Genomic DNA, 26,329 nt, shown 5'->3' with positions numbered 1-26,329 from the left:
GGGCTTAAATGAAACAAATTAAGATACAGCAGCAAATTCATTGCTACCATTGCGGCAATGACTGTGAAGAAGGATATATTGAACAGGACGAAAAGGTGTTTTGCTGCAATGGCTGCCGCGAGGTTTATTCCATTCTGTCACAAAGCGGGCTCTGCAACTACTACTCCTTTAATGTACATCCGGGTGCAGAGCAAAAAAGCGGGAATAAACGGTTCGATTACCTTAAAGAGCCTTCCATAGTAAAGGACCTTGTCGATTATTCGGACGAGAAATTCACTATTGTAACCTTCTACATACCCAATATTCATTGCAGTTCGTGTATATGGCTGCTTGAGCAATTGAACAGGATCAACCCGGCTATCTATTACAGCCGGGTTGATTTCCTGCGCAAACAGGTTAACATCCGGTTCAACAATAAGCAGATCACCCTGCACGGGGTGGTTGAAGTTCTGGACCGGATCGGATATGAGCCGCTCATCAGCCTGCAGGATGTGATAAGGAAACAAGGCTCGGATAAGAAAGATAACCTGGTTAAAAAAATTGCATTAGCCGGTTTTTGCTTTGGCAACGTAATGTTACTGAGCTTCCCCGAATACCTGGGCATATCAGTGAACGAACAAGCCTTCCGGCAGTTTTTCGGCTGGCTGAACCTGGTGTTTTGCCTGCCTGTGGTACTTTATTGTGCCAATGGCTATTTCACATCGGCCTGGACAAACCTTAAGAATAAGGTATTGAACATCGACCTTCCTCTGGCCATAGGTATTACCGTTCTGTTCGTACGCACGGCAGCAGAAATAATAACGCATATGGGGCCTGGCTTTGCCGACACCTGTTGCGGGCTGGTTTTTTTCCTGCTGGTAGGGAAATTTGTCCAGCGCAAAACTTACTATCACCTGTCCTTCGAACGCGATTACCGTTCATTTTTCCCTGTAGCTGTACAGGTGATCGAAGAAGAAAAAGAACGACCGGTGCCGCTGGCTGATATACAGGTGGGGCAGCGGATACTGATAAGGAATAATGAGATCATCCCGGCCGACGCAATTTTGCTGAAAGGTGAAGGTAAGGTTGATTTTAGCTTTGTTACCGGTGAGTCTGTACCTGTTGAAAAAGTGCTGGGCGAAGTTGTGTATGCAGGTGGCAGACAAACCGGCGAAGCCATTGAACTGGAGGTGGTAAAACCCGTATCGCAAAGTTACCTTACCCGGCTTTGGAATAACGAGGCATTTACCCGCCTGCAGGATAACCGCATGCAAACCTTCAGTGAAAAGGCAAGCAAATATTTTACCATCGTGCTGTTGGCGATAGCTTTAGGGTCATTCCTGTTCTGGTTGCCTGCCGATCTTCACCGGGGTATATCTGCATTCACCGCTGTGCTAATCATCGCCTGCCCGTGTGCGCTGGCGCTTAGTACGCCGTTTACCATGGCTGCGGCATTGAGCATTTTTGATAAGAATTTTTTTTACCTGAAAAACACGGCCGTTGTTGAACAACTGGCCCATATTGATACCATCGTTCTTGACAAAACGGGCACCATTACCATTGCAGGCGGCAATACCGTTACGCAGCACGGTGATGTTTCCGAATACGAGAAAGGACTTATTTATTCGGCTTGCAGTAATTCGGCGCATCCGCTTAGCAGGCTTATCTGCCAGTTTTGGAACCACCAGCATAAATTGAGCACTAACTCTTACTACGAGATACCGGGCCGCGGTATCACCGCCGATATCGACAGACATATTGTGGACGTTGGCAGCGAAAGGTTTATCCGGGGCATATCCTCGCCCGGTTCGGGGCCTAAATTGACCGAAGTTCATATCCGGATCGACAATATTTATAAAGGATATTTCAGTGTACAACAACATTACCGCGACGGCATAAAAAATATAAAGGATCTTTCATCCGCGTATGAAGTATTCCTGCTATCGGGCGACCATAACCACGAGCGGGAAGCGCTGTCGGTTGTGTTTAAACCGGGTCACATGTTTTTCGAACAATCCCCCCAGGAAAAGCTCGACTTTATTAAAATGCTGCAGGCGAACGGGCATAGAGTGATGATGATAGGTGATGGGCTGAATGATGCCGGAGCGTTAAAGCAAAGCGACCTGGGCATAGCCATAACAGACAACGTCAATAACTTTTCGCCCGGCAGCGATGCCATACTCGATGGCAAAGCATTAAGCCGCTTGCCCGATTTCTTTAAATTTTCAAAAGATGCCCTACATATAATATATGCATCGTTCATCATATCGCTTTGTTACAACATTGCCGGCCTTGGCTATGCTGTAAGCGGCAGGCTATCGCCGCTTATTGCAGCGATACTAATGCCCCTGAGTACAGTTACCATTATTTCGTTCACCAGTATTGCCGCACACCTGGCTGCTAAAAAAAGGAAGTTACTATGAGTATCATTTATTTTTTGATCGGGTGCAGCATGTTGCTGGCGCTGATATTCCTTGGGGCATTTTTTTGGGCCCAAAAGAATGGTCAGAATGACGACCTGTATACTCCTTCGGTCCGGATACTGCTTGACGATGAGCCGGAAAAAGAGGAGAAAAAGTGATTACGATCACAAATCGGCACAACCAATATCATTCTGTCATTGAACCGGCCGGAATAATTTTACGGCGGTATAAAAATCACATTAATCAATAAATATATGCAACCGGAAAAATTTTACTACGACAATAAGATCGTTCGAAATTTTGGTATTGCGACAGTTATCTGGGGTATCATCGGCATGCTGGTGGGCCTGATCATAGCAATACAATTGTACCAGCCTGAGATGAATATGCATAACCAGTACACCTCGTTCGGGCGTGTAAGGCCGCTGCACACCAATGCGGTGATATTCGCCTTTGTGGGCAATGCCATTTTTATGGGCGTTTATTATTCTCTCCAGCGGCTGATGAAGGCCCGCATGTTCAGTGACGTACTCAGTAAGATCCACTTCTGGGGATGGCAGCTGATCATCGTATCGGCGGTTATTACGCTTCCGCTGGGTATCACTACCTCGCATGAATATGCAGAGCTGGAATGGCCGATAGATATACTGATAACCATTATATGGGTGGTTTTTGGTATCAATATGTTCGGCACCATCATCAAACGCCGCGAAAGGCATATTTACGTTGCTATATGGTTTTATATCGCCACGTTTGTTACTATTGCCGTTCTACACATCGTTAACTCGCTCGAGATACCGGTAAGTTTCACTAAAAGTTATATGGTTTTTGCCGGGGTGCAGGACGCGCTGGTGCAGTGGTGGTACGGGCACAACGCTGTTGCATTTTTCCTGACTACCCCATACCTGGGCATGATGTATTACTTCCTGCCTAAAATGGCCAACCGTCCTATATATTCTTATAAATTAAGTATCCTGCACTTTTGGGCGCTGATATTTATTTACATATGGGCGGGCCCGCACCACCTGCTTTACAGCACCCTGCCCGGCTGGGCGCAATCACTGGGTGTGGTGTTTTCTATCATGCTTATCGCACCAAGCTGGGGCGGTATGATCAATGGTTTGCTTACGCTGCGCGGCGCCTGGGACAAAGTTCGCGATGATGTGATCCTCAAGTTCATGGTAGTTGGCTTAACTGCTTATGGTATGGCGACGTTCGAAGGGCCTATGCTTTCGCTAAAACAAGTGAACGCTATCGGTCACTTTACCGACTGGATCATTGCTCACGTTCACGTGGGCGCTTTAGGCTGGAACGGTTTCCTTACTTTCGCCATTCTTTACTGGCTTATCCCTCGCATTTATAAAACGGAACTTTACTCAAAAAAAATGGCTTCGTTCCACTTCTGGATCGGCACGCTGGGTATCCTGTTCTATGCGATCCCGATGTACTGGTCGGGCTTTACGCAAGGTTTAATGTGGAAGGAGTTTACACCGGAAGGTATTTTGAAATACCCGAATTTCCTGGAAACTACTATGCGTATCATCCCTATGCACGTAATGCGCTCAATAGGTGGTACCATGTACCTGACGGGAGTAATTATCATGGCCGTCAATCTTTATAAAACTGCTGTTCGCGGTAAACTGGTTGCCGATGAAGCCGCCGAAGCAATGCCGCTTGAAAAATTAAGGCCAGAGGCAAGTAACGAACGCTGGCACCGCAGGCTCGAACGCAAGCCTATCCTTTTCCTGGTTGCATCGCTGATCGTCATCCTTATCGGAACATTTGTAGAACTTATGCCAACGCTGACCATATCTTCTAATATCCCAACTATTGCAAGCGTCAAGCCTTATACACCACTTGAGTTACAGGGCCGCGACATCTATATCCGCGAGGGGTGCGTCAACTGCCACTCGCAAACCATAAGGCCGTTCAGGTCGGAGACGGAACGTTATGGCGAATACAGCAAAGCGGGCGAATTCGTGTACGACCACCCATTCCTGTGGGGATCGAAACGAACCGGCCCCGACCTGCAGCGCGAAGGCGGCAAGTATGGCGACTCGTGGCATTTTAATCACCTGATGGACCCCAGGCTGATGTCGCCGGGGAGTATCATGCCCGAATATAGCTGGCTGATAAAACAAAAGCTGGACACCAATACAACGGGGGCCAAAATAAGGGCCATGCAATCATTGGGCGTTCCATACCCGACCGGTTACGACAAGATAGCAAACAACGACCTGGACAAGCAGGCTAAAGGCATTGCCGATAACTTGGCTAAGGACCATATCAAGGTTAAGAGCAACAAAGAAATAGTAGCCATTATCGCTTACCTGCAACGCCTGGGAACCGATATTAAAGCAAATAAAACTGCAAATAATTAAGAAGATGTTTAGACAATTTACAGAGCATATCGACGGTAACCAGGTTTACCTGCTGTTCTCCATGTTCATATTCCTTGTATTCTTCATCGTGGTTACCGTACTGTTATTGCGCCTGCGCAAACAGCATGTTGATTACATGAGCGATATACCCTTAAATGATTGTACGGAAGAAACCCCTAATCCTTTAAAGTCATGAAAACTATCCGCTTCATATTTTTATCACTCCTCATACTAAGTATTCAGCCGGCATTTGCGGCCGATGATCATAGTCTTTTATCAGGCGAAACGATGAATTATATAGGCTATGGCGCTATTATGATTGCATTAGTTGTGCTTATTGTAGCCATGCTTACGGTGTTAAAAGCATTCAAACTGGTCGCCCGTTTATTGCTTGGTCCCGAAGCAGCAGTTGACGCAAAAGCCGACAAAGCAGCGCTTAAAGAAGCCAGGAAGGCCGCGCGCGCCGACAGGTTAAACAGGTTGTTATCGCTGAAGCCTATGTCGGAAGAAAAATCGCTGCTGATAGAGCACGATTACGATGGTATACAGGAACTCGACAACCCGACGCCTGCTTGGTTTATGTACCTGTTCTACGTAACAATAGCCTTCGCAATAGGTTACCTGCTTATTTATCACGTATTCGATGCTGCGCCGTTACAGTACGACGAATATAAAAATGAAATGGCTGTTGCTGCTAAAGAAAAGGCGGCTTACCTGGCCAAAGTAGGGAATATGGTTGATGAAAATACCGTCAAACTTACAACCGACGTGGCCGTGTTAAGTTCGGGTCAGGATATCTTTAAAAGCCGTTGCATAGCATGCCATGGCGATCATGGCCAGGGTAATGTAGGTCCAAACCTGACCGATGATTACTGGCTCCATGGAAATAAGATAAACGAAATATTTAAGACAATTAAATATGGCGTTGCCAGCAAAGGCATGCCAACCTGGGAAACACAACTGTCGCCCAAGCAAATTTCTGATGTTGCCAACTATGTAAAATCGATACATGGCAGTAACCCTGCCAATCCGAAAGAGCCGCAGGGAGATAAAATAGTTGATGACGGAGCAGCAAAACCGGCTACCCCAGCACCAAAAACGGCAGCACTGATTAAATAACACAAGTGAATAAATAACAACAGATGTTAGATACAGATATTTCAGAACAGCCACAAACCACCGGTAAGGGTAAGCGCAGATGGATGTACCCGGTGATACGGAAAGGTAAATTTTACCAATACCGCAACTGGCTGAGCTATGTGTATCTCATCCTGTTTTTTGCCGGGCCATTTTTGCGGATAAACGGGCACCCGTTATTACTGCTCAATGTAATGGAAAGGCATTTTGTCCTGCTCGGCCAGACGTTCTGGCCGCAGGACTTCTTTCTCTTCGTGCTCGCTATGCTGGCCTTCGTGGTGTGTATCGTTTTCTTCACCATGGCTTTTGGCCGGGTTTTTTGCGGTTGGATATGTCCGCAAACGATTTTTATGGAGATGGTTTTCCGGAAGATCGAGATATGGATAGAGGGGGACGCCAAAAAAAGAAGAAAGCTTGACGAGGGACCAGCGACCCGGGAAAAGATCATCAAAAAGACATCCAAGCATTTCATTTTCGTGGTTCTTTCATTCCTTATCGCCAATACATTCCTGGCGTATCTTATCGGCAGTGAAAACCTGTTAAAGATCATGACGGAGCCGGTGACACAGCACGTAATTGGCTTTATCAGTATATGGGTGTTCACAATAGCTTTCTACCTGGTTTATAGCCGTGTGCGCGAACTGGTTTGTACTGTTCTTTGCCCTTACGGCCGTTTGCAGGGAGTGCTTACAGATAAGCACACGTTATTGGTGGCTTACAATTACACGCGTGGAGAGCCCCGTGGCAAACTGTCGCGCAAAGATCCAACTCCGAAAGGCGATTGCGTGGACTGCGGCTTGTGTGTTGATGTGTGCCCCACGGGCATCGACATCAGGAAGGGAGCACAGCTTGAATGTGTAAATTGTACCATGTGTATCGACGCCTGTAACCAGGTAATGGAAAAGATACACCGCGATATGAACCTGATCGGCTTCTACTCTGAAGAAATGATCAGGGAAAATAAGAAACCTACTTTCACCGGTCGCATGAAAGCGTATAGTGTCATCATAGCTGTGCTGTTTGGGGTGCTGGCTTATTTTATCTACCAGCGCAAGGACATCGACGTAACTGTTCTGCGCACGGGCGGGATGCTTTACCAGGAACAGCCCGGGCATTATATCAGTAATATTTACAACGCTGATATCATTAATAAAACCGACAAATTGCAGGACGTTCAATTGGTACCTGCCGACCCTTCGGTAAAAGTAAAGTACATACAGGCGCCTGGTACGCTCGGTAAGGAAAGTTCGACAAAAGCTGTCTTTTTCCTGATGCTGCCGGTCAAGCAAATACACGCAGCCAAAACAAACATTAAATTGAATGTGGTGGACCATGGTAAGGTATTGAATTCCATAAGCACAACTTTCATAGGACCATACGACGATGAAGAAGATTAAGCTAAACTGGGGAAAGGGACTTGTGCTGGGCATGGGTGCTTTCATAACTTTTATAGTGGTGCTGGGCGTGCAAATGTTCCGCCAGTCGCCCAACGATTTTGACCGGCAATACTATGAGAAGGGGCTTGCTTTCGACTCCGTTTACAACCAGGAGAAACAGGTTGTTACCGACAAGGCACAGCCGGTTATTAAAATCTCAGAAAACAGTCTTGCATTCATGTTTACGTCGGCTGTAAAAGGAAGCGTCCGGTTCGAAAGGCCGGCCGATGCCACCCTTGATAAGGTTATCAACTTTAACAGCGATGGTGACGATCATATTGTTATCCCCCGCGACGGCCTGCGCAGCGGACGCTGGAGCCTGACTGTCGACTGGCAGGCCAACAACAAAAAATATATCTACAAAAAAGAAATAGACCTGCCATGAGCACCTACCAAATAGCTTTTTATATAGGGCTGTTTGGCAGTATCCATTGTATCGGCATGTGCGGGCCCCTCGCGTTTGCGATACCAACCGGAGATAAACGCCGGTGGCTTTTTGTATGGGATAAACTTGTTTACCAGTTCGGCCGCATTATCAGCTATTCGTTGTTGGGGTTGCTTATTGGCCTCATAGGCAAACAGCTCTGGCTGCTTGGCCTGCAGCGCGGTGTAACAATTGCAAGCGGTATTTTAATACTTATAGCTGCTTCTTCCCGATTGTTCAAACTGTCATTCACGAACAGCCAGAGAGGGAACAGGTTTTTTTTAGCCATTAACCGGCTGGTGGTTTACGCAATTAATCATCGCTGGGGGCATATCTTCGTCGGTATGCTAAATGGTTTACTGCCTTGCGGATTTGTTTATCTTGCTTTGGCCGGCGCTATTAACACTTCATCGGCCGGCGGCGCTATGCAGTATATGTTCTGGTTTGGGCTGGGCACACTCCCGCTCATGTTCCTTGCCACGGTTGGGTCAGGTTTTATTAACCTGGGGGTAAGGCGAAAATTGAACCTGGTGGTGCCTTATTTTATGGTATTGCTTGGCGCGTGGTTTATCCTGCGCGGTCTCTCGCTGGATATTCCATACCTGAGTCCGGTGATCAGGGCCGCTCAAAATTTGTGTCAGTAGTCGTTTGTGAGTACTGTCACTTTTTGAAATGACCGTCGTCATCCTGTTGTAGTTTCCTCTTTGCGATCTTTGAATTAAAGATTAACAGTTATGGCTACTTTAAAAACAAGCATGCCCGCAAATTGGGCTCATTCACACTCCACCGACACGAACATCTCTTTATGGCAGAAATTTACAGTCTTTGCAGACAGCCAGCAGGAAAGAAAGACCATGTGGTTCTTTTTAGCACTGGTGGTACAGGGCATATTTTTCCTGCCGCTACCGGTGTTCCTGGTATATTATTATGATGCCCCGGCGCTGCCCGTACTTTTAATTACCATGACTTGCTTTTTTTCAACTATCATCGCCTATATGGGTGGTGCAAGCATCCGCGCAGTTTTGTTGATGTCTGCGATAAGCATTTTAATCCAGGTTATTATGTCTGTTGTTGTGATCATATTATAATTACCCCTGGTTAAAATCGGAAAGCCCCGTATTGGGGCTTTTTTTATGTATCTGATAATTAAATAATGATCCACTCATTTCATATACCCGTTTTAGGGCTTGCTTTTTCCATTGATACACCAATAAAAGTTGCACGGTACGGCATCTCATCCGTAGTTTCTGTCGTGGACGACGAACTGGTGGAACGTATGCGCAAATATCATAGCGGGTTAAATAATATCCCGTATGCTCCAATTCATAAAACGTCGCCGGATTGCCGCGCACGCAGGATAACTGCCTACCTGAACCTGTTGAATACCATTGTAAACGATCAATTCACCAGGTTAAAACAGGAACCTTTTACCGAGGGAAGCGACATTGAACGCTATTTCGATCTGCTGCCGGAACGCTCTGTTTTAAAACAGGGATACGACCTGATGAAGGAACATGAAGGTGAGCGCAAAGAAATTTTTCAGCAGGTATTGCGGGCTCAAATACAAAAAGGATCGATTGATGTAAACATCATGGCCAAAGTAGATAAGCTGAATTATGATGCGAAAGGTGATTATAGCGGCGACGAGAATACCGATGCATTGGCGGCTTTAAGGGGCTTTGCAGAAAGCGACCTGGAATCGTCGGTTGTACTATCTGCAGGTATGAACCCCAAATTATATAGTTACCTTGAAAAATTCCGTGATTTTTACCCCGATGAAAACGGCGCCCTGCGGAAAAAGGTCACATTGAAAGTAAGCAATTATCGTTCTGCACTGATACAGGCAAAGTTCCTGGCAAAAAAAGGCATTTGGGTGTCGGAATTCCGTATCGAATCGGGTCTTAACTGCGGCGGCCATGCCTTCGCTACCGATGGCTTGTTACTTGGGCCCATCCTGGAGGAATTTAAGTCGGAAAGATTGGCGATGCAGTTGGAGCTTTTTGCCATGTATCAGTCCGCTCTCCAAACAAAAGGTCTTGAAATTAACGAAGCACCTACTCAACGCGTAACTGCCCAGGGAGGTATCGGCACAGGCAATGAGCATAATTTTCTCCTGCAGCACTATCAACTGGATGCAGCCGGCTGGGGCAGCCCCTTCCTGCTGGTGCCTGAGGCAACTAACGTCGATGATGATACGCTGAAGCATTTGGCCGGCTCAAAAAGAGATGATTATTATCTTAGTAATGCGTCGCCGCTGGGTGTGTTATTCAATAACTTCAAAAACAGCAGTATTGAACAGGAAAAGCAACACCGCATAGCGAGAAACAGGCCGGGAAGCCCGTGTACCAAAAAATATTTATGCAGCAACACTGAGTTTACAGACAAGCCGATATGCACTGCATCAAGGCAATACCAGCACTTGAAAATAGCAGAATTGGCTGCTCTGAAATTGAATGATGAAGATTACAACCGGCAATATGAAAGCATCACGGAAAAGGTGTGCCTGTGCGAGGGGTTGTCAGCTTCGGTCTATATAAAAAATGATATGCTGACGGCCGGGGAAAGATCCGCTGTTGCCATTTGCCCGGGACCGAATCTTGCTTATTTCTCAAATGTTTATTCGCTCGACGAAATGGTTAGCCATATTTATGGCAAGATAAATTTGCTCCAGGGCTCCGATCGGTCCGATATCTTTATCAACGAACTGAACCTGTACATTGATTATTTGAAACGCGAAATATCGGCATACATGGAGAATATGAATGATAAAAAGCACAAGCACCTTCAGAACTTTAAAGCCCAATTGCAGCAGGGCATACAATATTATCAGCAGCTGATCCCGCAAATGACAAATTACGCCAACTCTTATATCGAAAAGATGTTCAGCGACCTGGCGCTATCAGAACAGCAGCTTTGCCTGGTTAATATTGAAGCAGCGACCAATCAGTTATCCTTGCAGTAAAGAATTCGAATACCGCCGGGTTGGCCGCGGGTAAACATACAAAAGCCAGCCTGCCGAATAGGTACCGGCAGGCTGGCTTTTACATTAAAAAAAAATTTATTCCTTATCCGGCCATGCTGAATAACTGCGTAGTGGGTTGATCGGCCCAAAGCCTGGCGTCCAAAGCCATACAGATATTCCGCAAAAATCTTTTACCGATGGGCGTAACCGTAAGGCTATAGGAGCTAAGTTGAACAAGACCGTCATCGGCCAGCTCCTGCATACGTTCCAGCCCTTCGAATAAAGCGTAACAAGGCTCTTCGTGAAAATTCCAATAGGTTTCGCCTTTACACATGATATCGAGGATATGTTTGCGAATGACCATGTCCTCTTCAGTCAAAAAATGTCCTTTTACGACCGGTAACTCGTTATTGCCGATCATAGCGATATAATCTTCAACCTTCTTGACATTTTGGGCGTAAGCATCCCAGGTATCGCTGATGGACGATACGCCCAGCCCAACCATCAGCCTGGTATATTGGTGCGTATATCCCATAAAATTACGGTGCAGATGTTTGGACCTTTCAGCTTTATAAAGACTGTCAGTCGGCAGGGCGAAATGGTCCATGCCAATGTCATGATAACCAAGCGCGGCAAGCATGCGATGGCCGAGGGCATACAATGCCCTTTTCTCTTCCGGCGATGGCAGATGCTGTTCGGTAAAACGCCGTTGTCCGGGTTTTACCCAGGGTACATGCGCATAGCTGTAAAACGCAATGCGATCGGGCATGAGTAAACTTACCTTTTCAATGGTATCTACCAGGCTTTCCTGTGTTTGCAAGGGCAAACCATATATCAGATCGTAATTTACCGAGGTGTATCCTATCTGCCTCGCCTGTTCGGTTACATCCCTAACCTGTTCAAAGGTTTGGATGCGGTTAATGATGAACTGCACGCGGGGATCAAAATCCTGTATCCCAAGACTAACCCGGCGAAACCCGAGATCATACAATGTTTTTAAATGTTCGAAAGTTGTATTAGCCGGATGCCCTTCGAAACCAAAATCGGCTTGCGGGTGGACAACGGAATCTTTTAATATACCGTTGATCAATAATTTAAGATTCTCGGGGCTGAAAAATGTGGGTGTGCCGCCGCCCAGGTGTATTTCGCGAAGCACCGGCTTACCGCCGAATATTTGACGATATATATCCCATTCCTTCAGCAATGCTTTGATATAAGGCTCTTCGACCCCGTGATTTCTGGTTATCCTGGTATTGCAGCCGCAATAGGTGCAAAGGCTTTCGCAAAACGGCAGGTGAAGATATAAACTTATACCATCTTCGCCGTTGGTGGCATCAAAGGCCCCCTTTACAGCCCCTGCCCATTGTTTTTGATCAAAGGGCTCTTTACTCCAATATGGCACTGTGGGATAACTGGTATACCGCGGCGCCGCCACGTTGTATTTATTTATCAGGTGTTTTGGCAGGTGATTCATGGCAAAAGATTAATATGGTCCATACTTACAGGCGCATCCGCTTTTTTTTCATTGCATTTTTTATTACCGATACAGGCATCACCCACACATTTCTCCTGCTGCCACAGATCCAGGTTAATGATGGTCTGATTTGCGATCTCCTGCAGTGCCTCCCTGGTCAAAAAGCCCTGGTGCGGCGTGATCAGCACATTTGGATGATCCATTAACCTTTTGAGCAATGCATCCTTCTGTTTATCATCTTCATGGTCGGTGAAAAAGAGTCCCTTTTCAAATTCGTACACATCCAATCCCAGGTAACCTATTTTGCCGTTGTCAAGTGCGTTCAATACATCAGTTGTCTGGATCAGGGCACCCCTTGAAGTGTTGACGATCATTACACCGTCCTTCATCAACGCTATTGCAGCCTTGTCGACGAGGTGTTTGGTCTGGTCGTTAAGCGGTACATGGATCGAGATAATATCCGATTCAGAAAATAGTTTATTAAGGTCGGTCAATTCAATATTTTCGGCATCTTTCGGGGGCAATATATCATGCCCGAGCACCCTGCAGCCAAACCCGTTGAAAATAGCTGCGGCGGCCAGGCCGGTCTTTCCAAGCCCAATTATCCCAACTGTTTTCCCGTGGAAATTAAAGCCGATCAGGTTGTCCAGGCGGAAGTCAAAATTGTGGCTTTGTTCATCGGCTTTGATCAGTTTACGGTTAAGCGCAAGTGCCAGCGCAACCGCATGTTCGGCAATCGCCTCGGGTGAGTATGCCGGGACGTTAGCCAGCCTGATGCCTCTTTTTTCGGCAGCGCCCTTATCAATATGATCGGTGCCGGAAGACCTTGTTGCAATATATTTTACACCAAAATCAGCAAGTTTATCTATTACCCCCGCTGATACATCGTCATTTGTAAAAACCAGGACAGCATCTTTACCCGCCGCAAAGGAGGCAGTCTCGGGGCCCAAGGGGTTCGATATAAGCGTTATATCGTGTTTCTTCTGATTGGCTCTCGCAAGAAACTCCTTTTCAAACGGCTTTATACTATAGGCTACTACCTTCATTTTCGACAGAATTTATTTGAACAAAATTAGCTCTGTCGTTATCGCTGCCGTATGAGAACGGTCAATAAGAAAAGTGATATTCGTCAGTTTTTCATTTTGGCGAGCTTCTCAAGGTTTAGTATCTGTATGTGACTCCCCTTTTTTTCTATCAATTTTTCATCTTTAAAGTCACTCAGCGTACGGCTAACCGTTTCGGTGGCCATACCCGCCATTGATGCCAGTTCGTCCCTTGATATCTTAAATTGAGAAGGGTCGGTAAACTGTTTGCTTAGTCTCACCAGCACCTGCGCCAGTCTTTTCCGTACCGAATTATAAGCCAGTTCAAGCAGTTGGTCCTCCTTTTCGCGTATGTTATTCGCCAGTATTTTGATGAATTGCAGCGTAATATCAGGATACCGGTTTACCAGGTTAATTATCGCATCCTTGGGCAAAAGGCATACAGCTGCGTCATCAACGGCTTCGGCTGTCTCTGTAAAGGGCTCGTCCAGCAACAATGCGTGCACACCAAGGTAATCATCAGGTTTATATAAACCCATCATTAGTTCCCTGCCATCCTCGGCTAGTTTAAATGTTCTTATGGCCCCTTCAATCACCAGGTAAATACCCTGGGGCTGGTCGCCTTCATAGTATAATATCTGCTTCTTCTTTATCTGGCGTATTTTCCGCCCGGCTATCATCGCTTTTAGTTCGGCCATCCCATGCCCGTTTCCCGCCGATAGTTTCTCCAGGCTTTGCAACGATTTGCTATAAAATTCTTCCTGCTTGCGTTTTTTTTCCAGCCTGCTTTCAATTGCATTCAAAAGTTCAATATCATCAAAAGGCTTGGTAAGATAATCGTCGGCGCCCATTTCCATCCCTTTCCTGAAATCTATCCGCTCAGCTTTGGCTGTCAGGAATATAAATGGTATTGATGCAACCTCGGCATTTTTACTGAGCATATATAAAACTCCGTAACCGTCCAGTTCGGGCATCATGATATCGCATAATATCAGATCAGGCTTATGCTGATAGGCAAGGTCGACGCCTGTTTTACCGTTAATGCCCTGCAGTACTTTGTATCCTGCGAGCTCCAATATTTCGGCGGTGTTTTCGCGGATGTCTGTGTTGTCTTCGATGATCAGTATCGTTTTCATAGTTATTGCGGAAAAGAGATAGTGAATGATGTGCCTTTATTTACTTTACTCTGAAATTTTATTTTTCCATTCATCAGGTTGGTATATCGTGTAACGATATTCAGTCCAAGGCCCGTTCCGGGTATGTTGCCGGTATTATGCGCACGGAAGAAGGCTTCGAAGAGGTGCTTCTGGTCGTTTTCCGGAATACCTATACCATTATCTTTTACGGTCACAAATAACTGCTTATCAGCTATTTCTGTATTAAATTCAATAAAAGTATTTTCGCCCGAATATTTAATGGCATTGCCTATCAGGTTGATAATGCAATTCTTCAGCAGGGCCTGGTCCAGCTTTGCGAGACTTTCAGTGCCGGTATGTTCATAAACAATCAGCTGGTTTTGCTTCGCCACCATCTGCATTTCCTCGATGATATCTTCAGCAAATTTTACAATATCAAATTCAGCATAAACGGGCTCCACTTTCCCTGCTTCCAGCTTCTCGAGCGAAAGAAAGTCATTTAATATTGAAGTCAGGTTGCGAACTGCATTCTTTATTTTTGCTATATGTTTGGCTATGTTTTCGTTATCCTTTTGTGCAGAATATTTCTCTATCAATACGGCGGAAAGCTGTATTGCACTTAAGGGCGTCCTGAATTCATGCGACGCCATCGACACAAACCGGCTTTTTAGCTGGCTTAGCTCCTTTTCTTTTTCAAGCGATAAGCTCACCTCCTCTTTGGCCGCCTGTAGTGCCAGTACAGTTTCTTTTAATGAACTGGTACGCTCTTCGACTAACTCCTCCAGTTTAGCCGCATAACCTCTCAATTTTTCTTCAGCATCTTTTTCGCGCGTCAGATCATGAATAAACCCATTGTAAATTATTCGCCCTGAATATTGAACCTGACTTACCCCTAACCTGAAAGGGAAAACGGAGCCATCTTTTTTCAGTCCCCTTACCTCGCGCCCTATTCCGATAATATGGGCATCGCCCGTTCGTTGATATCTTGCAAGATATCCGTCGTGATTTTCACGATCAGGCGAAGGCATCAGCACGGAGATATTTTTACCGATAACCTCGCCGGGAGTATACTGAAAAAGGGCACACGCAGCGGGATTTATGGATTCGATATGCCCACGTTCATCAATGGTGATGATGCCGTCAATGGCGTTCTCAATAATGGCTTTTAATAAAGCGGCGCTCTCCATAAAATGATATTTATCACAAATATCTAAAATGCATCAGGTTATGAAGAATGCTTTAAATTATTTAAAAAAATGACACAGGTCATTTTTTGACTATTGCCGCAAAGCAACTATCGATTGGGTGGATTGATCCGCTCAAAAAAGGACCCCGATAGCCCGTCTGTTTTCTTTATACAGGTAATAAACACTTGATCTTTGCGCCAAAAAAGGAGATTTTTAAAGAATAGCACCATGACCGCAGTCAGTAAGTTACGTGACCCGTGTCATTTAGGATAACTTGCATAACAGGGATGTTTGTAATAGATTTATTACCATCTTATGGACAAATCAGAGATCGTATTCCTTGACGGGCCGCATTCCAGGCTCAAAGAGCTTAAGTTCACGCTCGAAACTATGGTTGAATTTATACGTGGGTTTCGCGCACTGCATTTTATAGGGCCCTGTATTACCATATTTGGTTCGGCACGTTTTAAGGAGGGCCATCCTTATTATGAACTAACCAGGGAGGCCGCCGGGGCTTTCGCCAAATTGGGCTTTACGATAATGACAGGGGGAGGGCCGGGCCTGATGGAAGCAGCAAACAGGGGGGCAAAAGAAGTTGGCGGGCGCTCGGTTGCCTGTAATATTCAGCTGCCGGTAGAACAAAAGCCGAATCCGTACCTGGATAAATGGGTCGACGTTAAACATTTCTTTCTTCGCAAAATATTGCTGGTAAAATATTCTTTTGCATTTGTGGTAATGCCGGGCGGGTTCGGAACAATGGACGAATATTTTGAAGCGTTAACGTTAATACAAACACGTAAGATCAAAAATTTCCCCATAATTATTTTTGGCAAAGAATATCATAAAGAGTTGCTGGCCCATATTGACCAGATGAAAACTAATGCGACCATTGGCGAAAACGATGACCGTTTGTTCCTGGTAACCGATGATATCGAAGAGGCTAAAGCATTGATCATTGAAAAAAGCATCAATCAATATAACCTCAAGCCTAAACGCAGAGTCAGGCCGTTGAAATGGCTGTTTGAGCGGGAATAAGCTGTTGATGAAACGGCATTGTGATAACAATCACCCCAATCATTGACCACCGTCATGGTACAAAAGTTTTGATGTTTCGACCTTTATAACAGAAACTTTAAATATTAGTCGTTATGTCAACTTTAGTAAAAACAAAACCAAACGGATTTTCATCATTGAGGTCAATGATGGAAGATTTCTGGAACACAGACAAGTTCTTCGACAAAACATTGTTTAATGGAGAAACATTGCCTGCGGTAAACATTAAAGATGCAAAAGGCCATTACGAAGTAGAAGTAGCAGCCCCGGGCTTTAACAAAAATGATTTTAAAATAACAACCGAGAACGGACTGTTAACCATTAGCGCCGAGACCAGCAGCGAGCGTAATGAAGAAAAGGACAATTATACCCGTCGCGAGTTTTCGTGTTCATCCTTTACCCGTACATTCACCTTACCGGACAATGTGGAGGAAGACGCTATTAACGCGAGGTACCGCGATGGCCTGCTTACTATCGATCTGGAGAAATCCGGCAAAGCGGCCATCTCAAAAAAAGAGGTGAAGGTAAACTGATCTTTTAGCTTACTGCCATTTTCAAATCAATCAGTTAAGTTGGGAAACGCCCGGTGACGGGCGTTTCTTATTTTATTTGAACGGCTGCGGTTGGAAAACTTGTTATGATTATATAAATACTGCTAAATTCATCATTTAATTTACCAATGCAATGAACGCTGCCACAATGAAAGCTATGGTGTTTGAGGAGCCGGGCCGGGCTTTGGTTTATCAGGATGTCGCTGTTCCGGTGCCTTCTGATGGCCAGGTACTTATCAGGGTGTTAGCATGCGGCATTTGCCGTACAGACCTTCATGTGCTGGATGGCGAGCTTCCCGGGCCCAAATTGCCACTCATTCCCGGTCACGAGATCATAGGGACGGTGGCTGCGGTCGGGGCAGGTGTCGAGGGTATCCGTATCGGTGATATTGTCGGTGTGCCCTGGCTGGGTTATACCTGCGGCAAATGCAGGTATTGCAAAAAAGGCAGGGAAAATTTATGTGAGAATGCAAAATTTACCGGCTACACCATGGATGGCGGTTATGCCGAATATACCGTGGCCTACGCGCAATATTGCTTCAGGCTTTCAGATCAATATCACAATCCTGCTTCGGCGCCCTTGCTTTGCGCCGGGTTGATAGGCTTCCGGTCGTACCATATGATCGATGCTGCTGCGAAAAATATAGGCATGTATGGTTTTGGGGCGGCGGCCCACATATTGATACAGATAGCAAAGGCTCAAAATAAAAAGGTATTCGCTTTTACAAGGGACGGCGATGTAAAATCGCAATCGTTCGCCCGCGACCTGGGCGCTTTTTGGGTTGGCGGCAGCAGCGATATCCCACCGGAAAAACTCGACGCGTCAATTATTTTCGCACCCGCAGGTGAGTTGATCCCGAAAGCTTTACAGGACACAGACTGGGGCGGAACCGTTATCTGCGGCGGCATACACATGAGCGAGATACCCGCTTTTTCGTACGACCTGCTTTGGGAAGAACGCGTGTTACGCTCAGTAGCCAACCTGACCCGGCAAGATGGACTCGATTTTTTTGATCTTCTGAAATCTATTACCGTACATACCCAAACTGAACTATTTCCGCTGTCGCAGGCTAATGAAGCTATAGCCCGCCTCAGAAACGGATTGGTAAAAGGCGCCGCAGTGCTGGTGATGGATACCAAATAAGCTTCCCGATCATTTTTTTGCATGATTACTGTCATTCCGGGCCTCCCTGTTTTTTCTTTAATTGGTTGAAAAATGAAGTCATGAAGCTGAACAAAGAATGGCATTTAAATCATCCTATGCCTAAAAACCCAACATTTGAACAAAAAGTGACCTGGCACATCGAGCATCAAAAAAATTGTTCGTGCAGACCTGTTCCGGCAAAGCTTGCCGAAGAGATGAAAAAGTCGGGCATCCGCATTTAACTGCCGGGAGATGAAACAATTTTTGAGACTTGTGACAGCTGCACTATTATTATTCAATGCGGGCGGTGCCGTCTATGGCGGGTTAAACCTGGTCATGTTTCCGGACGGAAGCAGGCTGCATCTATCGCCAGGCCTGCTCCGGCATTCTATGTTCTCTGATTATTTCATACCGGGATTACTGCTTCTGTTATCTAATGGCGTCCTGGGGCTTTGGACACTTGTCACCGTTTTACTCCGTACAAAACTGTATTGCCGGTTTGTTATCCTGCAGGGAGGCATTCTTTTTAGCTGGATCATTATACAGGTGCTGATGATCCAAACAACAAGTTTCTTTCATTATATTTTGGCTTCTATTGGGTTACTGCTGGTTCTGATAGGATATATTCTCAACAAACTTGAAGCATCGCATGAGTGATCTTGAACGATTATTGTCGGGGGACGACCTGAGGTCTATCGGCGAAAGTAACAGGGTCGTTTCAGCTATACAAAACCAGGAGGATTTTGATGAATTATTCAGGTTAATATTCAGCCCAAACAGGATCATAGCCATGCGTGCAGCCGACGCAGTCGAAAAGATCACCATAGCGAGACCTGAATACCTGGCAAAATACCCAGGCGACATACTGAAACTTTCAGAAAAAGCAGAGAATAAAGAATTAAAATGGCATTTAGCGCTGCTAATTCCACGCGTCAAATTAGAATCAAAAGATTTGCAGCATGCGTGGCTCATGCTGCAAAATTGGGCTGAATGCACCTCAAACTCCCGCATCGTTCGGGTAAACTCCCTGCAAGGTCTTTACCAGATCGCATTGATGCACCCCGGTTATAAAAACGACCTTATGCATATCATTACCCGGCTAGAGACCGAGAACATTCCTTCAATTAGCGCCAGGATCAGAAAGATAAAAGACCGCGTCTAAAAAACCGATCATCAATCCTGTTCGTTTTTTGAGGGGAATACGAGCAATGGAACTTTTTGCCTGGATATTGCCTTCTTGGTTATACTCTGACGGAAAATAATTGAAAATAACGAGTTTTTATAATGTGTAAACGATAGCAGGTCGGTCCCCGACTCTTCACAATATTTATTCAGGCGGCCGATCACATCTTTCCCGTAAAGCTCTTTGATCTCAATATTCGTATACCTAAGCCTGTGAACATGTTTCATAAACTCAGCTTTGCGCAGATCTTTTGTTATATCATCTTCCCCAAGCAAATTGATATGGACCACCTCAAGATGATAGTTGAAAATGTGACCAAGCTTGATGAGGTAGTGGATAGCTTTGATGTCAGCCTCAATAAAATTTGTCGCAAAAGCCACTTTCCTCACATGCGCAAGATCTGCTTCTGCCGGCACGATCAGGACCGGCCTTTTTGAACCATCAATTACCGAGTAAGTATCGCTGCCGGTTAAAAGGTGGTCGATGCCGCTGCCTGTCCGCGCACCCATAACAACCATTTCAATATCCTTTTCCCTGATCAGGTTTTTCACCTGCAAAGCAAGTCCGCCCAGCCCCTCCTCGAAATGTAAGGAAGGCCTCCATTCTGTTTCCTCCTGCGATAAGAAAGGTTTGAGCGTATCGGCAAGCTGTTCAAGCTGGCGCTTATTTTCCTCGTCCATATAACTGATATTATCTATCACGGTAATGCCACCTGCATAGGCCGGCGCCACTGGTTGGGCCACATTGGCGTTAAAAAGCAAAAGATTGGCATGTATTTTTTTACCAAGCATTACACCGGAAAGAGCTGCGTGCGCAGCATTCTCTGAAAAGTCGGTCAGTATCAGGATAGTTTTCATGGCTGTTCTGTTTTAATTTTTAAATTATCGTGGAGTCGGTTTATTTCATCTTCGATGGAAAAACAAGTAGGGGAATTTTTTGATCTGTCAGGGTTTTTTTTACAGTACTATGCCGGAACAGGCGCGCCAGGAACGAATTTTGAACATGTACCATGGCCAGCATGGTGCCCGGTATTTCTGTTACAAAACGGTTTAGCCTGTTTACAACGTCTTTACCATTGATCTTGTGGTATTGCAGGCCGGTATATTTTATTTTAGCGAGGCCAACTGCAAATTCAGCTTCCTCGTCTTCAGCACTCCTTTTTTCGGGATCAGATACATGGATAATTTCCAGTTTATAATGGAACAAGCTCCCCAATTTGGTTAAAAAGCGAATAGCTTCCAGGTCGGCTTTTTCAAAATTGGTGGCAAAAACTATTTTATGGATATCTTTTAATTTAGTTCCCGATGGGGTAACTAAAACCGGACGAGTTGAATAGTCGATCACTGCATTGGTGTCGGCGCCAAACATCAGGTCGCTTTCTGTACCCGACCGTGCACCCATTACAACCATCTCAACATCTTTTTCACGAATAATATCGGCTACATCCAACCCGAGGTCGCTATCGTCAGATTCGGTATTGATAGCGGGTTTGCGATCCTCCGGACTTAGCTGATAGCTTAAAGACTCCAAGCCTTCAGTTAAGGTTTGAAGACCGATCCTACTGTGCTGCTGCCTTTCGGAAAATCCGTCTATATCCCACCCGCCTCCGGCGTACGATGTGATGGTTTTATAATCGATGTAAGTATTAAACAGCAGTAGGTCTGTATGTAACTTTCCGGCAAGCTGCAAGCCTGCTTCCGCGGCTGATGCGGCGTTTTCGGAAAAATCGGTAAGGACAAGAATATTTTTCATCATAATAAGTTTTGCTGAACAAATATTCTATTTCACAGCAAGATGATGAATGACGGGCGTCACTTAAGTATTTGATATAAAGCATCATTTGCCGCTTATTACTGCACCCGGCCTGCTAACAGGGGCGCGTCATCCTAACCCTTTACACTAAACAGAAGCTGCCTTTGATCTTCTTTGGGAATCACTGGCTCAATATTCAATTCATCCTTGATCTTCACCCTTAAAGCGTCCATCGCTGAAGGTTCGCCGTGAACGAGGTAAACGCGCTTTGGCTCCGGAGCAAATTCTTTCAGCCAGGTAAGCAATTCGTGCTGGTCGGCATGGGCCGATAAGCCGCCGATCTCCTTTACATTTGCCCTTACCGGATAATATTGGCCATGTATCTTTAACTCATACGCTCCGTTTAACAATGCCCTGCCACGTGTACCACCAGCCTGGAAGCCCATGATCAAAATTGTATTTTTTGAATCAGTAACGTAATGTTTTAAATACTCCAGCACCCGGCCGCCTGTCAGCATCCCGCTGGCTGCCAGTATTATCTTACTTCCCTTTTGCCTGATAATCTTTTCGGTACCATCGTAATCCTGGTTAATGGTAATGCCGTTGAACATTTGAGCGCATTCCTTTTGGCTAACGGTAAGCCACTCCGGGTATTTCAGCAGGCTTTTACCGGCCGAGGCAGCCATCGGGCTGTCAAGATAAACCGGTACAATCGGCGGTATGGCCCGCTTCGCTTTCAGCCTGTACAAAAGATGGATAACCTCCTGCGCGCGACCGACTGCAAAACACGGTATGAGTATATTTCCACCGGCTGTAATCGTATTATTAATTACCAGTGCCAGTTCATCGGCTACGTCACCTTTTTCGTGCAGGCGGTCGCCATAGGTCGATTCCATGATCACAAAATCGGCAGTGGCAGGATGGCTCGGCGGATGCAGCAATTCGGAATGGTACCGGCCAATATCGCCCGAGAAAATGATGGTTTTTCCATAGCAGTTGACCTCAACGGTACAAGCTCCCTGTATATGCCCTGCCGAATAAAACTTGAACCATATATTATCACTCAGTTTACAAGCCTCATCCATCCCTATTATGACAAAATGCGGCAAGGCGGCTTCTACATCAAGGGTATCATACAACGGTTTTGCCGGGCTATGCCTGGTATACCGGTGCTTGTTTGCTTTCCAGGCGTCTTCTTCCTGCAGCTTTGCGCTATCTCTCAATATCAACTCGGTCAGATCGCGCGTTGGCTTGCTCATAAATATCTTGCCCTTATATCCATTTTTGATAAGCAGGGGGATGTAACCGCAATGATCGAGGTGCGCATGGGTAAGGATCATTGCATCAATTGACGCCACATCGACCGGCAAGGGCTCCCAATTTTTCTCGCGCAGGTACTTAATTCCCTGGAACAGCCCGCAATCAACCAAAAGGTTAAATCCGGGGGTTCGGAGCAAGTGCTTCGAGCCCGTCACCGTTTCGGCCGCACCAAGCGACTGCAGGTAAACGCCCTTATCGTCAAATGGAGTTGATCCGGGATGCATATCAGGTCAATTTAATATTCCAAATAGTTACATCCATTTAGCCGCAAAACGGTTAAAGTCATGCCGCAACTCGTTAAATAATCTCTCTTCAGTTATATAACGTTCATAAAGCTCTTCATTTGTCGCAAATGTGCTTTCATCGGCAAAGCCCGCTGTTTCAACAAGCTGCACCTCCATTTCTTTAAAGTTTTGATGAAAAGCATGCCGTAATTCGTCTATCTGTTCGTTATGGATGGTGAACTGATTCTGGAAATGTTCAACCTGTTCTGCAACCTCGTGGCTGGTGTTATCTGCTGCTATCTCCTCAAGGCGTTTTCTTAGGATGGTTAATTCCTGCCAGTAAAAGTCGAGGCCTCTTATTGCATCATTATGCAAATTGTCGATGTGTTTAATGTTTAGCTTTTCCATGTTACAAGATTACCGGGTATAACGCTCATCCCTAATGACTGTATGCACAATTAATTGTGACATCAGTCATATCTGTTGCTGACTACGATCACGCACTTTTTTAGAGGTCCAAAGTAGCTTTGAGAACTAATCGCAGGAGTGTTATGGAAAAATTCATAAAGAAATTTAGCCAAACCGGCATTAATGATATTGCCGAGGTAGGCGGGAAGAACGCATCGTTGGGCGAAATGTTCAGTCATCTCACCGCCAGGGGTCTTTTGATACCTAATGGTTTCGCCGTCACAGCCTCGGCATATCGTTATTTTATTACCTGTAACGATCTGGAAGACAAGCTCGGTGAGCTGATGAAAGGCCTGAACAGGAAAGATTTTTCAAATTTAAGCGAAACAGGCGCCCGGGCCAGGAAGCTGATCATGGATGGACATATTCCTTCTGACCTTGGTTTCGCAATAACAGACGCCTACGATTATCTTTTTGATAACGATGACCAGCCGGTTGCTGTACGCAGCAGCGCGACAGCAGAAGATCTGCCTGATGCAAGTTTTGCCGGGCAGCACGAGTCGTATTTAAATGTGCAGGGCCATACACATTTACTTTATTCGGTAAAACGATGCTACGCTTCATTATATACCGACCGGGCAATAAAATACAGGGAAGACAAAGGTTTTGAGCACAGCAAGGTATTTTTATCGGTAGGCGTACAGCAAATGGTGCGGGCCGACATTGGTTGCTCTGGTGTCGGCTTTACGCTTGAGCCCGAATCAGGCTTCAGGGATGTGGTCCACCTGGCTGGCGTTTGGGGCCTTGGCGAAAATATTGTGCAGGGCACGGTAACACCCGATGAGTTCCTGGTGTTTAAACCGGCGCTTAAAAATAAGAAGCGGGCCATCCTGCAAAAAAACCTTGGCAGCAAAAGCAAGATGATGATCTATGCTGATGAAAGTGATGAAGCGAATTCCACTATCAACAAGGATACTCCGCGCGACATGCAGGAAAAGTTTGTGCTGAATGACAGGGAAGTTGAAAAGCTTGCAAACTGGGCCTTGATAATCGAAGAGCACTATCAAAAACCCATGGATTTTGAATGGGCCAAAGACGGCTGCGATCACCAGATATACATTATCCAGGCAAGGCCCGAAACTGTCCACAGCCGCGAACGGTCAATTGCCGTAACCTCATACAAAATAAAACAAAAAGGCGAGGTTATAACTACCGGCGAAGCTATCGGTAGCAAAATCGCCTCGGGCTACGCGCGCTTGCTGACCTCGCCCGCAGAAGCCGGCAAACTTGAGGAGGGAGATATTTTAGTTACCGGCATGACCAGCCCGGACTGGGACCCTATATTGAAAAAAGTGGCCGGCATTGTCACCAACAAGGGCGGGCGCACCAGTCACGCAGCCATTATAGCCCGCGAACTGGGAGCCGTGGCCATAGTGGGTACCGAAGACGCTACCCAAACCATAAAGGATGGGGAATTGATAACACTGAGTTGCGCCGAAGGTAAAGACGGGGTTGTGTATCGCGGCAAGTGTTTGTGGGAAGAAACTACCACTGATGTAAGCGCGATAAAATTGCCTGAAATAGTTAAACCCCAGTTGATCATCGGGGAGCCAGATAAGGCTTTCCAGCTATCATTTTACCCAAACTGCGGCATCGGCCTGATGCGAATGGAATTTATCATCAGCAACTATGTAAAGGTACACCCGCTGGCGCTGATAAATTTTGATAAGGTGACCAGCGATGCAGAGCGCGATGAAATTACCCGGCTTACCTCGCACTATCCTGATAAACAGGAATATTTTATCGATAAACTGTCGCAGGGCGTGGCAACCATAGCCGCAGCCTTCTTCTCGAAAGAAGTGATAGTGCGGATGAGCGATTTTAAATCGAACGAGTACGCAGGATTGGTCGGCGGAAAATATTTTGAACCCAGGGAAGAAAATCCAATGATCGGTTTCCGCGGGGCATCAAGGTATTATAATCCCCGGTATCGCGAAGGGTTCAGGCTGGAATGTGAAGCGATGAAAATTGTGCGGGACGAAATGGGGCTGACCAATGTTAAGCTGATGATCCCGTTTTGTAGGACGGTGGAAGAAGGCAAAAAAGTTATCGCCCAAATGAAGGAATTTGGCTTAACGCAGGGCGAAAACGGGCTCGAGATATTCGTAATGGCCGAAATACCGAGCAATGTGATATTGGCCGGAGAGTTCGCTAAAATATTTGATGGCTTTTCTATCGGCTCGAATGACCTTACCCAATTAACGCTGGGTATCGACCGCGATTCGGCGCTGATAGCCGACCTTTTTGACGAGCAGAATGCGGCGAGCAGGCAACTGATAGTTACCATGATCGAAAAAGCCAAAAGGCTGAACCGAAAGGTTGGGCTATGCGGCCAGGCACCCAGCGATTCGAAAGCTTTCGCCCAAATATTGGTTGAAGCGGGTATAGACAGCATAGCCTTTAACCCGGATGCTTTGATAGCGGGCATAAATAACATAAACGAGATACTGGATAAACAGCGGGTAACTGCCCCGGAAAATGAAACCGCCGGACTGAAAACCCTGGTGCTTTAATTTAAATTCAAATGAAAGGTATAATAATCTATAAAGGAAAATACGGCGCCACCGCGCAGTACGCCGCGTGGCTTGCCGAGGCCCTCTGTTTACCGGTTATTGACGTGGACCAGCGGGCACCGGGTGATCTGTCGGCCTATGATTATGTTATCATCGGGAGCCCGGTATACGTAGGTAAATTACTATTGCGCGATTGGCTGCATAAAAACGCGTCAATGCTTCAGGGCAAAAAAGTATTTCTATTTATAGTGAGCTCGGCTGCCGATGGCGACAAACCGAGGCAGGAGGCTGTGATAAAAGCCAATATACCCGACGAACTGGCCAGGGACTATTCGATATATTTTGCCCGGGGCAGGGTGATAGTGAACAAGCTATCATGGACCGACAAACTGATAGTAAAAATCGGGGCTTTTTTAGAAAAAGATCCGCAGAAAAAAGCTGTGATGCGGAGAGGATTTGATGGCATGAAACGGGAAAATATCAATTCCCTCATCAAAAGCGTGCTTCAATATTCCAATTCGGAAGCCTTACTTTGATCT

General features: G+C 45.9%; 26 protein-coding genes. 18 read left to right on the top strand and 8 right to left on the bottom strand.

The window, feature by feature from the left end; all coding sequences use genetic code 11:
- Positions 1 to 8: 8 nt before the first annotated feature.
- The 10 genes from FRZ54_RS05905 to FRZ54_RS05860 all read left to right on the top strand — a co-directional run bounded on the left by FRZ54_RS05905 (position 9) and on the right by FRZ54_RS05860 (position 10,742).
- Positions 9 to 2,402 (top strand): heavy metal translocating P-type ATPase, encoded by a 2,394-nt coding sequence (locus tag FRZ54_RS05905; RefSeq protein WP_147030713.1) that lies wholly within the window; start codon positions 9 to 11, stop codon positions 2,400 to 2,402.
- Positions 2,399 to 2,560, top strand: coding sequence for a cbb3-type cytochrome oxidase assembly protein CcoS (gene ccoS / locus FRZ54_RS05900; protein WP_147030712.1), 162 nt, complete (start codon positions 2,399 to 2,401; stop codon positions 2,558 to 2,560). Before FRZ54_RS05905 ends, ccoS begins: the two co-directional genes overlap by 4 nt.
- Positions 2,561 to 2,656: 96 nt before the next feature.
- Positions 2,657 to 4,783 carry a cytochrome-c oxidase, cbb3-type subunit I gene (gene ccoN / locus FRZ54_RS05895; RefSeq protein WP_147030711.1) on the top strand — a complete coding sequence of 709 codons (2,127 nt, stop codon included), beginning with the start codon at positions 2,657 to 2,659 and terminating at the stop codon, positions 4,781 to 4,783.
- A 4-nt stretch (positions 4,784 to 4,787) separates the two neighbouring features.
- On the top strand, positions 4,788 to 4,979 hold the full coding sequence (locus tag FRZ54_RS05890; protein WP_147030710.1) for a hypothetical protein: 192 nt from the start codon (positions 4,788 to 4,790) through the stop codon (positions 4,977 to 4,979).
- Positions 4,976 to 5,902 carry a cbb3-type cytochrome c oxidase N-terminal domain-containing protein gene (locus FRZ54_RS05885; RefSeq protein ID WP_147030709.1) on the top strand — a complete coding sequence of 309 codons (927 nt, stop codon included), beginning with the start codon at positions 4,976 to 4,978 and terminating at the stop codon, positions 5,900 to 5,902. Before FRZ54_RS05890 ends, FRZ54_RS05885 begins: the two co-directional genes overlap by 4 nt.
- 23 nt (positions 5,903 to 5,925) lie before the next feature.
- Positions 5,926 to 7,317, top strand: coding sequence for a cytochrome c oxidase accessory protein CcoG (gene ccoG, locus FRZ54_RS05880; protein WP_147030708.1), 1,392 nt, complete (start codon positions 5,926 to 5,928; stop codon positions 7,315 to 7,317).
- A complete protein-coding gene (locus tag FRZ54_RS05875; protein ID WP_147030707.1) occupies positions 7,304 to 7,741 on the top strand; it encodes a FixH family protein in 438 nt (145 codons plus the stop codon). The genes ccoG and FRZ54_RS05875 overlap by 14 nt, the downstream gene beginning before the upstream one ends.
- The gene (locus tag FRZ54_RS05870) at positions 7,738 to 8,424 is read left to right on the top strand and encodes a sulfite exporter TauE/SafE family protein (RefSeq protein WP_147030706.1); all 687 of its coding nucleotides are present in this window, start codon (positions 7,738 to 7,740) and stop codon (positions 8,422 to 8,424) included. Before FRZ54_RS05875 ends, FRZ54_RS05870 begins: the two co-directional genes overlap by 4 nt.
- A gap of 90 nt (positions 8,425 to 8,514) precedes the next feature.
- The gene (locus FRZ54_RS05865) at positions 8,515 to 8,868 is read left to right on the top strand and encodes a hypothetical protein (RefSeq protein WP_147030705.1); all 354 of its coding nucleotides are present in this window, start codon (positions 8,515 to 8,517) and stop codon (positions 8,866 to 8,868) included.
- Positions 8,869 to 8,933: 65 nt separating this feature from the next.
- Positions 8,934 to 10,742, top strand: coding sequence for a hypothetical protein (locus FRZ54_RS05860; RefSeq protein WP_147030704.1), 1,809 nt, complete (start codon positions 8,934 to 8,936; stop codon positions 10,740 to 10,742).
- A 103-nt stretch (positions 10,743 to 10,845) separates the two neighbouring features.
- Here FRZ54_RS05860 and hemN read toward each other — a convergent pair whose 3' ends face one another.
- The 4 genes from hemN to FRZ54_RS05840 form a co-directional block, all read right to left on the bottom strand.
- The gene (gene hemN, locus FRZ54_RS05855) at positions 10,846 to 12,216 is read right to left on the bottom strand and encodes an oxygen-independent coproporphyrinogen III oxidase (RefSeq protein WP_187359761.1); all 1,371 of its coding nucleotides are present in this window, start codon (positions 12,214 to 12,216) and stop codon (positions 10,846 to 10,848) included.
- On the bottom strand, positions 12,213 to 13,262 hold the full coding sequence (locus tag FRZ54_RS05850; protein ID WP_147030703.1) for a 2-hydroxyacid dehydrogenase: 1,050 nt from the start codon (positions 13,260 to 13,262) through the stop codon (positions 12,213 to 12,215). The genes hemN and FRZ54_RS05850 overlap by 4 nt, the downstream gene beginning before the upstream one ends.
- An 83-nt stretch (positions 13,263 to 13,345) precedes the next feature.
- On the bottom strand, positions 13,346 to 14,395 hold the full coding sequence (locus tag FRZ54_RS05845) for a response regulator (RefSeq protein WP_147030702.1): 1,050 nt from the start codon (positions 14,393 to 14,395) through the stop codon (positions 13,346 to 13,348).
- 2 nt (positions 14,396 to 14,397) lie between these two features.
- Positions 14,398 to 15,582 (bottom strand): PAS domain-containing sensor histidine kinase, encoded by a 1,185-nt coding sequence (locus FRZ54_RS05840; RefSeq protein WP_147030701.1) that lies wholly within the window; start codon positions 15,580 to 15,582, stop codon positions 14,398 to 14,400.
- Between the two features lie 315 nt (positions 15,583 to 15,897).
- Here FRZ54_RS05840 and FRZ54_RS05835 point away from each other — a divergent pair, with 315 nt between their 5' ends.
- The 6 genes from FRZ54_RS05835 to FRZ54_RS05815 all read left to right on the top strand — a co-directional run bounded on the left by FRZ54_RS05835 (position 15,898) and on the right by FRZ54_RS05815 (position 19,492).
- A complete protein-coding gene (locus FRZ54_RS05835; RefSeq protein ID WP_147030700.1) occupies positions 15,898 to 16,617 on the top strand; it encodes an LOG family protein in 720 nt (239 codons plus the stop codon).
- Between the two features lie 113 nt (positions 16,618 to 16,730).
- Complete coding sequence (locus tag FRZ54_RS05830; RefSeq protein ID WP_147030699.1) at positions 16,731 to 17,168, top strand: Hsp20/alpha crystallin family protein; 438 nt, start codon at positions 16,731 to 16,733, stop codon at positions 17,166 to 17,168.
- 151 nt (positions 17,169 to 17,319) lie between these two features.
- Positions 17,320 to 18,330 carry a zinc-dependent alcohol dehydrogenase family protein gene (locus FRZ54_RS05825; protein ID WP_228462632.1) on the top strand — a complete coding sequence of 337 codons (1,011 nt, stop codon included), beginning with the start codon at positions 17,320 to 17,322 and terminating at the stop codon, positions 18,328 to 18,330.
- Between the two features lie 80 nt (positions 18,331 to 18,410).
- On the top strand, positions 18,411 to 18,572 hold the full coding sequence (locus FRZ54_RS24375; RefSeq protein ID WP_187359760.1) for a hypothetical protein: 162 nt from the start codon (positions 18,411 to 18,413) through the stop codon (positions 18,570 to 18,572).
- A gap of 10 nt (positions 18,573 to 18,582) precedes the next feature.
- A complete protein-coding gene (locus tag FRZ54_RS05820) occupies positions 18,583 to 18,987 on the top strand; it encodes a hypothetical protein (protein ID WP_147030698.1) in 405 nt (134 codons plus the stop codon).
- A complete protein-coding gene (locus FRZ54_RS05815; protein WP_147030697.1) occupies positions 18,980 to 19,492 on the top strand; it encodes a hypothetical protein in 513 nt (170 codons plus the stop codon). The genes FRZ54_RS05820 and FRZ54_RS05815 overlap by 8 nt, the downstream gene beginning before the upstream one ends.
- An 11-nt stretch (positions 19,493 to 19,503) precedes the next feature.
- Here the strand turns inward: FRZ54_RS05815 and FRZ54_RS05810 are convergent, their stop codons facing one another.
- From FRZ54_RS05810 to FRZ54_RS05795, 4 genes are all read right to left on the bottom strand, one after another.
- Positions 19,504 to 20,370 carry a universal stress protein gene (locus FRZ54_RS05810; RefSeq protein ID WP_147030696.1) on the bottom strand — a complete coding sequence of 289 codons (867 nt, stop codon included), beginning with the start codon at positions 20,368 to 20,370 and terminating at the stop codon, positions 19,504 to 19,506.
- Between the two features lie 40 nt (positions 20,371 to 20,410).
- The gene (locus FRZ54_RS05805; RefSeq protein ID WP_147030695.1) at positions 20,411 to 21,268 is read right to left on the bottom strand and encodes a universal stress protein; all 858 of its coding nucleotides are present in this window, start codon (positions 21,266 to 21,268) and stop codon (positions 20,411 to 20,413) included.
- A 131-nt stretch (positions 21,269 to 21,399) separates the two neighbouring features.
- Positions 21,400 to 22,809 carry an MBL fold metallo-hydrolase RNA specificity domain-containing protein gene (locus FRZ54_RS05800; protein ID WP_147030694.1) on the bottom strand — a complete coding sequence of 470 codons (1,410 nt, stop codon included), beginning with the start codon at positions 22,807 to 22,809 and terminating at the stop codon, positions 21,400 to 21,402.
- Positions 22,810 to 22,836: 27 nt separating this feature from the next.
- A complete protein-coding gene (locus tag FRZ54_RS05795) occupies positions 22,837 to 23,217 on the bottom strand; it encodes a hypothetical protein (RefSeq protein WP_147030693.1) in 381 nt (126 codons plus the stop codon).
- A 143-nt stretch (positions 23,218 to 23,360) separates the two neighbouring features.
- On the opposite strand from FRZ54_RS05795, the gene ppsA reads away from it, so the two are divergent.
- Together ppsA and FRZ54_RS05785 are read left to right on the top strand one after the other, a co-directional pair.
- The gene (gene ppsA, locus FRZ54_RS05790; RefSeq protein ID WP_147030692.1) at positions 23,361 to 25,790 is read left to right on the top strand and encodes a phosphoenolpyruvate synthase; all 2,430 of its coding nucleotides are present in this window, start codon (positions 23,361 to 23,363) and stop codon (positions 25,788 to 25,790) included.
- Positions 25,791 to 25,801: 11 nt separating this feature from the next.
- The gene (locus FRZ54_RS05785) at positions 25,802 to 26,326 is read left to right on the top strand and encodes a flavodoxin domain-containing protein (protein ID WP_147030691.1); all 525 of its coding nucleotides are present in this window, start codon (positions 25,802 to 25,804) and stop codon (positions 26,324 to 26,326) included.
- The last annotated feature ends 3 nt before the right edge of the window (positions 26,327 to 26,329 follow it).

Source organism: Mucilaginibacter ginsenosidivorans (assembly GCF_007971025.1).
Lineage (GTDB): Bacteria > Bacteroidota > Bacteroidia > Sphingobacteriales > Sphingobacteriaceae > Mucilaginibacter > Mucilaginibacter ginsenosidivorans.
The sequence above is the reverse complement of the archived record's forward strand: the minus strand, read 5'-3'. Positions and strand labels throughout refer to the sequence as shown.